The organism is Frankia sp. KB5 (assembly GCF_002099325.1).
Lineage (GTDB): Bacteria > Actinomycetota > Actinomycetes > Frankiales > Frankiaceae > Frankia > Frankia casuarinae.
On record NZ_MRUJ01000225.1, the window covers coordinates 1 to 9,900 of the forward strand.

General features: G+C 68.2%; 12 protein-coding genes. 4 read left to right on the forward strand and 8 right to left on the reverse strand.

Going from position 1 to position 9,900, the window contains the following annotated elements:
* Positions 1-208: 208 nt before the first annotated feature.
* From KBI5_RS19675 to KBI5_RS19685, 3 genes are read right to left on the reverse strand one after another with little or no spacing between them, the layout of a single operon-like run.
* The gene (locus KBI5_RS19675; protein ID WP_085016075.1) at positions 209-712 is read right to left on the reverse strand and encodes a hypothetical protein; all 504 of its coding nucleotides are present in this window, start codon (positions 710-712) and stop codon (positions 209-211) included.
* 26 nt (positions 713-738) lie between these two features.
* Positions 739-981 (reverse strand): hypothetical protein, encoded by a 243-nt coding sequence (locus KBI5_RS19680; protein WP_198537826.1) that lies wholly within the window; start codon positions 979-981, stop codon positions 739-741.
* A gap of 20 nt (positions 982-1,001) precedes the next feature.
* On the reverse strand, positions 1,002-1,214 hold the full coding sequence (locus KBI5_RS19685; protein WP_116289967.1) for a DUF397 domain-containing protein: 213 nt from the start codon (positions 1,212-1,214) through the stop codon (positions 1,002-1,004).
* A gap of 584 nt (positions 1,215-1,798) precedes the next feature.
* Between KBI5_RS19685 and KBI5_RS19690 the strand changes: the two genes are divergently transcribed.
* Complete coding sequence (locus KBI5_RS19690) at positions 1,799-3,208, forward strand: helix-turn-helix transcriptional regulator (RefSeq protein WP_085016077.1); 1,410 nt, start codon at positions 1,799-1,801, stop codon at positions 3,206-3,208.
* 286 nt (positions 3,209-3,494) lie between these two features.
* Positions 3,495-4,574, forward strand: coding sequence for a methyltransferase domain-containing protein (locus KBI5_RS19695; protein WP_241883029.1), 1,080 nt, complete (start codon positions 3,495-3,497; stop codon positions 4,572-4,574).
* Between the two features lie 731 nt (positions 4,575-5,305).
* Here KBI5_RS19695 and KBI5_RS19700 read toward each other — a convergent pair.
* Both KBI5_RS19700 and KBI5_RS19705 read right to left on the reverse strand, forming a co-directional pair.
* The gene (locus KBI5_RS19700) at positions 5,306-5,668 is read right to left on the reverse strand and encodes a recombinase family protein (protein ID WP_085016079.1); all 363 of its coding nucleotides are present in this window, start codon (positions 5,666-5,668) and stop codon (positions 5,306-5,308) included.
* Complete coding sequence (locus tag KBI5_RS19705; protein ID WP_085016080.1) at positions 5,668-5,970, reverse strand: energy transducer TonB; 303 nt, start codon at positions 5,968-5,970, stop codon at positions 5,668-5,670. Before KBI5_RS19705 ends, KBI5_RS19700 begins: the two co-directional genes overlap by 1 nt.
* A gap of 372 nt (positions 5,971-6,342) precedes the next feature.
* Here KBI5_RS19705 and KBI5_RS19710 point away from each other — a divergent pair, with 372 nt between their 5' ends.
* Positions 6,343-7,152, forward strand: coding sequence for a hypothetical protein (locus KBI5_RS19710; protein ID WP_198537828.1), 810 nt, complete (start codon positions 6,343-6,345; stop codon positions 7,150-7,152).
* Here the strand turns inward: KBI5_RS19710 and KBI5_RS19715 are convergent.
* The 3 genes from KBI5_RS19715 to KBI5_RS19725 form a co-directional block, all read right to left on the reverse strand.
* Positions 7,149-7,970 carry an alpha/beta fold hydrolase gene (locus KBI5_RS19715; RefSeq protein WP_085016081.1) on the reverse strand — a complete coding sequence of 274 codons (822 nt, stop codon included), beginning with the start codon at positions 7,968-7,970 and terminating at the stop codon, positions 7,149-7,151. The two genes, KBI5_RS19710 and KBI5_RS19715, sit on opposite strands and share 4 nt — an antisense overlap.
* An 86-nt stretch (positions 7,971-8,056) precedes the next feature.
* Complete coding sequence (locus KBI5_RS19720) at positions 8,057-8,656, reverse strand: ATP-binding protein (RefSeq protein ID WP_085016082.1); 600 nt, start codon at positions 8,654-8,656, stop codon at positions 8,057-8,059.
* Entirely contained in the window at positions 8,653-9,000 is a 348-nt protein-coding gene (locus KBI5_RS19725) for a recombinase family protein (protein ID WP_085016083.1), read from the reverse strand. Before KBI5_RS19725 ends, KBI5_RS19720 begins: the two co-directional genes overlap by 4 nt.
* A 542-nt stretch (positions 9,001-9,542) precedes the next feature.
* Between KBI5_RS19725 and KBI5_RS19730 the strand changes: the two genes are divergently transcribed.
* The coding region (locus tag KBI5_RS19730; protein ID WP_241883030.1) for a transposase at positions 9,543-9,900 on the forward strand (358 nt) is incomplete at its 3' end.

Consider the following 9,900-nt stretch of genomic DNA (forward strand, 5'->3'; position numbering starts at 1 on the left):
TGCCGCTCCCAGGCGGCTCTATGTGGCGACTCGCGATGTGGCGTACTGCCTTACATGGCGCAGGGACCGGAGCCCCTCGAATACCAAGACCCACCATACCCGAACCGGTCGGGCTGAAACCAGCAAACACGACAACGGCGACCCCGAACGCCGGCCACGAGGGGAAGGACCGGAACGTTCAGGGCCGCCAGCTCGACACGGCCACCGCCTACAACAGCGCGGAGTCCTCTCCCGCCGCCAGGACCAGCGCGGGAAAGTGCACCTCCCACACCTCGATCAGCGAGACCACCTCATGATCACGCACCCGCACCCGATGCAACGTGAACGTCACCCCCTCCGGAGTCACATCCGGGTTCGGCTTGGACCCCGCCATCACGACCCGCGGCGACTCACCGGCCGCGAGCCTCGCCCGCCGAAGCCGAGTCCCCACCGCCCACGCGACCCGCGCCGCCATCAGCGACGTGAACCGGCGATGCAGCACCACCAGCCCCACCGGGCCGAGCTGCGCAATCCCGATGCTCGCCCCCACCATGATGTCCTCGTCCACCTGCATCTGATCGGACAGCAACATCTGCTGAGCCTCACCGTCCGCCTCCACCGGCTCCGGCAGCAGACCGACGATCAGACCGTCACACCGCCGCAGCAGGAACTCCGGAAGCTGCCCCGTATGGAACTCCCACCCCCCGGCCACCACCGCCGCCGACCCGCTCACGCCACCGTCCCCAGGACCGGGCTCCGTCACAGAACGGCAACCACCCCGCGGCCCAGGAACGGCAACGCCCAGTACTCCGTCGCCGAAATCCCCCAGCTCCCGGCGTACCGTCCCATCGTCCGCAGGTCCACGAACGGCGCCACCACCTGAACCCCCGGCATCACCAACGCCCACACCCCCGAAGGCGTGATCACGTCGCGGGCGTTCACCATCCGCACCAGACCCGTACTCGTACCCGTCGTCGTCATCCCACCCCCAGCCGTCGTCATCGTCGATGTCCTCTCTGTCCTCATCCCTCATTGCCACCTCCCGAAGCCGTCAGATCGTCGAAGTCACCGGCGCGGACACCGGCCAGGAACACCCGCCACTCGGCAGCCGAGAACAGCAACGCCGGACCCTCCGGCCAGCCCGCCTGCCGCAGCACCACCCCCACCCCGACAGCCGCAGTGGCGAAGCCCAACGGCGCGACCTCCACCGCCGCGTCACCAGAACCCGCCGCCACGCCAACCGCTCCCGGCCCCACACCGGCAGCTCGAAATCCAGACCCGCCACCCACCGGCGCATCCACCCATCCCGCATCCCCACCCCCTCATCCGAACGGGCTGAACGAGAAACGGCGGCCCCGAACAGCGCAGATGTGTGATCCGACGGAACGCACCACCCGGAGCCGCCGCGGAAACACCGGCCCCCCGACCACCAGGCGGCCATGACACCGATGCTCCCCACAGCCCCAGCCGGGGGGACGACCCCAAGCCCGACCAGAACCGCCACACGCAGTCCATCCCGTGGAAAGTCGGAATGACAGCGGATGCACGCCCCGAGCGTGGCCAGAACACCGGCGGACCAGGCCTCTTCCTGTAACAGCACGGACACCGCCCGAGCCCAGCCGATCCGTTGCCGGGACACCGGACCCGAGCCCGCGCAACAACAGGTTTAACGATCCGCCAGCACACGATTTAACGACCGGCCTGCCCAAATTCCGTTCCGCACCGGCGATTCACCTCCCAGGCAGGAGGAAACGTCGCATCATCAGCTACCGTGTGACACACCGCGATGATCAGGTGACGACGACAAGGGGGCGGGTCGATGACACCCACACGCCATCCCGGCTGGAACCCGCAGGCCCTCCGCGAGCACCGCCGCGCCCACGGCCTCACCCTGGAGCAGGCCGCCGCGAAGATCCGCACACTCCGGCTCCCGGACGGCCCGCCTCCCGCCGCCAGCTTCCAGATGATCGGCGAACACGAACGCGGCACCAGCTACCCCGGCCCCCGCTATCGGCAGGCCTACACCCAGATCTACGGCGCCGCCCCCGCCGACCTCGGGTTCGGTGACACCACCGTCACAGCAAACCCGGTAGCGGCTCGGCGATCCGTCCGCCACCATAGAAGRGGCCAACCCGCGAACGTCGGCCTCGAACGCCTCTGGACCCGGGAGGGGCTGACCTCCGCGCTAGAGGAGGTGACCATGCCCAGTAACCCGCTGGAACGTCGCCAGTTCCTCACCCTTTCAGGGGCCGCGCTCGCCGCCACCGCCCACGAATGGCTCATCGCCGACCCCGGCCGGATCGCAGCAGCACTGACCGGCCGACAGGTGGACACCGGAGTAGTAGCCGATCTGACAACGACGGTCGATGCGCTGCGCCGACTCGACGACAAACTTGGCGGGCAAGCCGTCTACGGCATGGTCGTTGAACAACTCCGCCTGGTTGTCGGCCTGCTACGCAACGCCAGCTACACCCAGGCCAACGGTCGCGGGCTCTACGCCGTAGCCGCCGAGCTAGCCAGACTCGCCGGCTGGAGCAGCCAGGATGCGGGGAACCACGGAGGTGCGCAGCGGCTGTATTTGGTCGGGTTGCGTGCTGCCCGCGAAGCTGACGCTCCAGGCATCGGCGCCAACATCCTGCGTTGCATGGCCGGGCAAGCCTGCGACCTGAATGATCCGCGCACCGCCATTGCGCTACTACGTTCTGCCCTGGCAGGGTCGCGTGAACGTCTCACCCATACTGAAAGAGCAATCCTCGCCGGACAGCTCGCCAGTGCGAACGGTCGCGCCCGGGATCGCGACGCAGCCCAAGCTGCCGCCGATCAGGCGCAACAGCACATCTCGCAGGCCCAGCCCGACGAAGATCCTCCTTATGTCTATTGGGCAGGAACGCACACCATCGCCTACTTCACTGGCATCGCAATGATCAATTACGGAGATCCTCGCGGCGCTATCTCTCACCTGACGTCATCGGTCGCACAGATCGATCATGATATGCCGCGCGATCGGCTGGAGCATCAGGCAACCCTTGCGGTTGCCTATGCGAAGTCCGGAGATCACGACGCAGCAATCAGCCTTGTACGTGAGGCGATAGCGGCAACTCCAATCCCATCCGCAGTTGCCGGGAGCCATGTCGCCGAACTGAGCCGAGTGCTTCATGCCGTAGACCATCCCGGGGCGGCCGATCTAGCCGAGCAAGCTCGGTCTTTGCTTAACAGTAAAGATATATGAGATACCCCTGCCGAACAGCAGTAACCTCGGTGCGTCCGCATGATCTTGCGTGATCTCGGCACCTTATTTCGGTACATATACCAGTCAACCGGGAGATTGGCATGGGAAAACATCGCGGCGGAGACAGCGACGACTCGGGAAGCTCCGGTGGTGGTCGCCATCGCCAACCACAGACCTGCACGCGGTGCAACGGACGCGGGACAGTCACTGTCGGAGGTGACGGCAGGGACGGCAACAGCGCGGGGGAGACCAAGACATGCGGAGTCTGCCGTGGAAGCGGGACAGTGTGAACCGCRCGGACTTCATCCCAGATGTGATCTGGACGTACGACGAGGACGGTTGGGCAGTCCCCGTCGACCGCCACGACAACCCTGGAAAATGGCATGACCTGGTCGAATCCGAAAGCTGGATCATAACCCAGGTCGACGACGGGGAGCTACAAGACGGCAAGGGTCTGACCCCCACCAGCTCGTCCAGTTCCTTGGACGTCATGGCCCTGATGCTCGACCTCCTCGACGTGCAGACGGGCATGAACGTCCTAGAAATAGGTGCCGGCACTGGCTACAACGCCGCACTGATCGCGCAGCAGGTCACCCCTGGACGAGTGACAACGATTGAGGTAGATAAGGAAATCGCCGAGCACGCACGGCAGGCTCTTCACAGAACAGGCCTGCCCGTCAGTGTGATCACTGGAGACGGCACCATTGGCTACCCTGAACACGCCCCCTACCAGCGGATCATCTGCACCGCGAGCACGCTGCACGTACCGTATGCCTGGGTCGAGCAGACCCAGCCCGGAGGAAAAATAGTCCTCCCGTTCGTCGGAGGCTTCGGGCGCGGCGCCTTCCTCGCACTGACCACAGGAAACGACGGCTGCGCACGCGGCCGCTTCCACGGCGGCGCGTCGTTCATGCGACTCCGCAACCAGYGAGACGAAAAACCACTATGGCGAGTGTTCAGCCCAGCAAGCGCGGCCTACTACGACGAAGACCCGGACGGCATCAGCGTCACCACGACCCGGACTCTTCATACCGAGCCGTTCACCGAGTTCTCCGCAGCGTTCGCCCTCGGGCTCCTCCTTCCGGGATGGAACGTCGGACTCAGACCCTTGGACGGTGTCGTACTGCTCTCACACGCCGCCTCTGGCTCATGGGCCACCATCCTCCCCGGCGACGACGAGCACCGCGTCTACCACGAGGGGCCCCGCCGCCTCTGGGAGGATGTGGACGTCGCCTACCGCTGGTGGCTCGACCTCGATCGACCCGACAACACCCGCTTGGGCCTGACCGTCACACCCACAGGTCAGACTCCTTGGCTCGACAACCCCGACAACACGCTGACCCCCATCGGGGAGCCGGCCTCCTGACCAGGACGGACGAACTGAACAAGATCGTCGCTAATGTTCTGTACCGCCTCAAGGCGCCCCTACGGGGCGCGCGTGCGCCCTGCCGCACACGCCGTGCGCGCCGCACTCGCCACGCCCGGCGAGCTCGCCGCACGCGGCGGGGCCCCGCCTCCCTTCGGTCGGCTCCCCGCCGGTGCGTCGGCCCGCCGGGGGTGTCGGTGCGTCGGCCCGTCGGAGCGTCAGGCCACCCGCCGCGTACCGGAGGGTCTGTTCGCACCGTAGAGAAGGACGCCCTACGGGCGGCCCATATCCGAGGGGCTACGCCCAGGAGCCGCGAGACCCGAGGAACGCCGGATTGCCGGGCGCAGCCGGGTGGGTTCGCGTCGCACGGCGGCTCACCGAGGATGCCCATTCCCCGTTGGGCCGAATGGTCTAACGGCCTGGCGACGCCATCAAGGGCGGGCTACGCCCGTCGGCAAGCCGATCACCCTACGGGCGACCCTTGACACCGCCACCAGCCCGCTACGAGCGGCACCCATGGGGGATGGGACGAAAAAACGGGAGGGCCGAAGACAGGTTCCCCGGAGGTTGGCACGGGCGGTGCCGGACCCGCAGGAAGCCGCCACCCACGCCCGGCACCGCCGACGTCAGGCGGCCCACGTGATCCCACGTCGCGCGGCGCGTGCCTGGACACACGGGAACGGCCGGTAACCGTGATCCGGGTTACCGGCACGTTCGGGTGTTACGCAGCGTTACACGGCCAGGAGCGAGGCCACCAGCTCACGGCCGACCGGATCGGCCGTGTCCGTGCCGTCCCGGGCCACCAGCAGCCGCACCCCCGCGCAGCGCAGCATCTCCAGAGTCGCCAACCGGCCCGCTTCCGTCTCGGCAAGCCGGTCGATGCTGTCGACCACCACCACGTCATACCGGCCCGCGCGGACCAGGCGCAGCGCCGCCCACCAGGCCCGCAGCCCCGACCCGAACTCCCGCACCGCACCACCGGTCGTCCAGCCCCGCGCCACGCACGCCGAGGTGAAGACCTCCCGCTGTTCGGCGCTGTCCCCGGGACCGGTGTGCCGGGTGAAGCTCAGCGCCCGCACCACGCCGCCGGCCATCACCGGCCCCCGTCCCGGCGGTGCCGACCACCCGGGAAGCCGGAGACCTGTGCCCGGTACCACAGGGCCGCCATCGTGCCCGCCAGCGTCAGCGAGTCCCACCACTTGCCCGCCACGTCCAACGGCGCGTTCGGGTCCACCATCACCTGCACCCCGCCCGGCAGCAGCAGCACCGGCCGCAACGCGGCGTACCGGGTGTGCTTCGGCAACTGAATCTCCGCATCCTCCGACGGATGCGCCTGCAACACCAGATTCAACCGGGACCGGCTATCACCGATCGTCCCGTATGGCATCATGGCCATGGGTTCCACTCTCCTGTTCAGGCAGGATTTGGGATCAAGGCTCGGGATTGGTGTTCCAGCACCGTCCCGGGCCGCCCTATTCAATTCCCTTTCATGATACCCGCCTGACGCCGGACAATCCGGCGTTTCGCGGAAATCAGTAGAATGTCGCCAGCCCATTTCCTGTGGTCCGCCCAGGCGGAGGGCCGGAGGCGGCCGGCCCTCCACGGCATCGATCATCACGTGATGAACGCGCCCGCAACGAGCCGCCAGGGACCGGGACGCGGACCGCCAGGACGCCCGATCGATAGTGTCTTACATCACATCATGCACTAGACTTCGCCGTTTTGTTGCGGCCAGCAGTTCACCCGGTGCAAGGCCAACGACGGCCAGATGGGGCCGCTCCGGGCGCTGCCCCTGGTGTTGGGCGTCCTCGATGCCATCCAGTCCCGCGCCCGGGATGTCCGCCCCCAGGTGCGGCGCGCTCTCCTCAGCGTCGGGGCAGACGGGGCAGAGTTCGCGGGCTGGCTCTACCGCGACTTGCACGACGCTACGTCGGCGGCCTACTGGTACGACCGGGCGATGGAGTGGGCGCAGGAGGCCGGGGACCTGCCAATGCAGGGCTACATCCTGCTTCGTAAGTCCCAGTCCGCCTATGAGGACCGTGACGCGACGCGGGTGCTTACCCTCGCCCAGGCGGCGCGCTACGGGCCGTGGAACCTGCCGCCCCGGGTTCAGGCAGAGGTCACGCAGCAGGAGGCACGCGGTCTGGCGATGACCGGCGACCCCATCGGCGTCGTGGAGCAGAAGCTTGACGAAGCTCGCGCGCTGCTGGGGGCGGCCGACGACGACCCGGATTCCCTGGGGGCCGGGTACGACGAAGGAACCTGGTTGTTGCGGTCGGCCACCTGCTACATCGAGGCGGGAAAGCCGGGACGCGCCGCGACCCTCTACGGCGAAGTCCTGGCAACCGGCGCGCTGTCCCGCCGGGACGAGGGCTACTACAGAGCACGCCGGGCTGTCGCTCATGCGTTAGGCGGCGAGCCTGACGCCGCCGCCGAGGAAGGCCTGACCGCCCTGCGGCTGGCGACGGCCACCGGCTCCAGCCGCACCACCCGGGAGTTGACGCGGGCCGCCCAGATATTGACGCCCTGGCAGACCCGGCCCGGCCCCCGGCAACTGCGCGCCGCCCTGCTGGTCTAACCCGCCGTGAGCCAGTCCGCCACCGTGCGGATGACGAAGGCCTGCCACTCCTGGCTTTGGGGGTCGACGTAGGTGGGGTCCTCGTGGACGGCGAAGCCGTGCTGCGCGCCCTCGATCTCCACGAGCTGGTGTTCCGCCTGGAACCGGGGAGCCGCCGCCCGGGAGGCGTCCACCGAAATGAAGGTGTCCTTGGTGCCGTGGACGATCAGGGTGGGCGCGGCGATTTCGGCAACCACCTGAATCGGCCTGATCCAGAACACCTCCGCGAGCATCGCCCGGCCGTGCCGGACCGTCGGGGAGTGGTGGATGAAGCCGTCCTTGGTCAGTCGGGCGGCGGCTTCGTCGTCCAAGAAGTCGCCGTGCCAGTACGGCTTCTGGTCCACGTACCGGTTCTTGTAATCCAGCTGAGGGTTCAGGAGCACCAGCCGGGCCAGCTCCTCCGGCCGCTTGGCTGCGTAGTAGGCGGTCAAGCCGCCGCCGAAGCTGGTGCCAAGCAGGTGGATGACCTGCGCCCCGGTGTCCTCCCGCACCCGCGCCAGCGCCACCGCGATGTCGTTGAGGTGCGCCGTCAGCGTCGTCTCCTCCTGGCGGCCTTCGCTCTCCCCGTGGCCCCGGAGGYCAAAGCGCAGCGAGGCCACTCCCGCCTCCGCCAGCCCGGCGGCCAAGCGCGTGAAGAAGCCGCCCTCTTCCCGGGTTACCCCGCCGCCGTGGACCAGAACCGCGGCCCGTTCGTACGTCGCCTCCGGCGTCACGAGGGTTCCGGCCAGGTGCAGGCCGTCGAAGGTGCGGAGCGAAACGGCGGTGTCGCGCGAGGGCATGGCACTCCTTTGATGATCGGCGGCCGTCCCCTCCATCCTCCGGCCCCGAGCGCACCCAGACCAGAGGTGGCGGCGGCCGGGTGCGGTCACGGCCGCGCGTCTTCACCCGGCGGGAGGTCCCAGTCCAGCGCGCGGAGGCCGTCAGCCACCCGCCGGAGCACCACCAGGTCCGTGAAGACCTCGGCGGGCTGGGCGGGGCCGGATGAGGCCGGACGGTGGGGTAGCGGTTCGGCGTCCTCGGGGAGGACGTGGGCCGGGGCCGCCAGAGGCAGGCTGCACCAGACCACCTTGCCGCCGGAGCGGGGGCGGTAGTACGCCCACCGGGCGCTCAGGGCGTCCACCAGCAAAAGCCCGCGCCCACCTTCGGCGTCGTCTCCAGGCTTTCGCCGCACCGGCGCGGTCTGGTTGGCATCCCRGACCTCAATGACCAAATCGGCGTCCGTGCGGGTCAGGCGCATGGCGATCACGCCGCTCCGGCCTGCCGACGCCCGGCACGCGTTGGTCACGAGCTCCGAGGCCAGCAGTTCCGCCGTATCYGCAACTGCGGCCAATCCCCAGGCAGCCAACGTCGCCGTGGTGTGCTGGCGGGCCGCGCTCACCGTCTTGGCCGTGGCCTCGAACTGCCGGACCGTGGACGAGCGCGCCAGGCGTGGGCGTGCGCTCGTYGAGGTCGCCGGGGCCGTCACGACGGCTGAGCCCCGACGTCGTCGCCGGCGGCCGCGGTCGCAATCAGCCGCGCACCGGCCTCACTGATTTCTGCTTCGATTGCGCGCCGTGCAGCAATGAGCGAGGAGAGGTGATAGAGGTCGGGAACGATGACGATGGCACCGTCCGCGCGCCGGACCGCATCCAGTAGCAGCGTGAGGCCGGGGCGGATGAGCTGGCCCGGCGGCATGTTCCGGTCCACGAACACATCGGCGAGGGCCTGGCCCCCGGCGGCGGCGTGGGAACCGAGCCGATCATGCAGGCGGTCTACCTCGGCTTCGTCGTMGTCTTCCGTCCTGATGTAGCCGTACACCGTCCCGGGCATCCGCGCTCCCTCGCTGGCCGTGGTGACGACCCGGACCGGGGAGTGACCTCAACCCGGCCCGGGACGCCTACGGCAACGGTGAGCGGCACATCATGGGGGGCGCCATGCATGTCGGGTATAGCGACCATCCATATAGTCCAATATCCAATCCAGATCGGCGCCTAACCTCGCTGGGCCGAATTAAATTCAGGATTGATCTGCCGCGCCGACTTTGAGTACGTAATTGGTGTGTAGGAGCGTTCGCGCTTCGCTCAGAACTTCCAATAGGACTTCTGCCACCAGGGGAGCCTCGGCTGAATCTCCGGCCARCCAGCCGCGTAGCTTCGCTTCCAGCTAGAGTTTCGCAGTTTTCTTGATCCAGATCAGTGTCTGGCAACGGCTGGATAATTTTCCCGATTGCTTTCGGGTGGATGATTCCCTGGTGCCTGCCGGTGGTATCGCGGTGCGTGGCGGAGGGGTGGAAGGCCAGCGCGAGGGGCTGGTGGCGGGAGCATCAGCGTTTCCTGTACCAACCCGAAAGTTGGACGCCGATGCTCCCGGACGTGACGATACCGGTTTCTCTGGCGGTGCTGCTGGAGGGTTTCCRGCCGTGTTTCACCGCGCCGTCGTTCCGGACGTTCCGGGCGCTCGTCGTGGGGATGCTCGCCACCGGCGGGCGGCGCACGGTGTGCGGGATGCTCGTCGGCGCGGGCCTGTCCACGCTGTGGCCGCACGACCGGGCGCACCGGTTTTTCGCGCGGGCGGTCTGGTCGCCGGAGAAGGTCGGCCTGGCGCTCGCCCGGCTCGTCGTCGACCGCCTCGTCCCGGCCGGGCCGCTGCACGTCGTCGTCGATGACACCCTGTTCCACCGGGCGGGGAAGAAGGTGTGGGCGGTGGGCTGGTTCCACGACGGATCCGCGA

Bases quoted from the DNA above. Each gene is read 5' to 3' on its own strand.
- KBI5_RS19680 (WP_198537826.1), bottom strand. From the start codon at position 981: ATGACGACGGCTGGGGGTGGGATGACGACGACGGGTACGAGTACGGGT.
- KBI5_RS19700 (WP_085016079.1), bottom strand. From the start codon at position 5,668: ATGGCCGGCGGCGTGGTGCGGGCGCTGAGCTTCACCCGGCACACCGGT.
- KBI5_RS19705 (WP_085016080.1), bottom strand. From the start codon at position 5,970: ATGGCCATGATGCCATACGGGACGATCGGTGATAGCCGGTCCCGGTTG.
- KBI5_RS19710 (WP_198537828.1), top strand. From the start codon at position 6,343: ATGGGGCCGCTCCGGGCGCTGCCCCTGGTGTTGGGCGTCCTCGATGCC.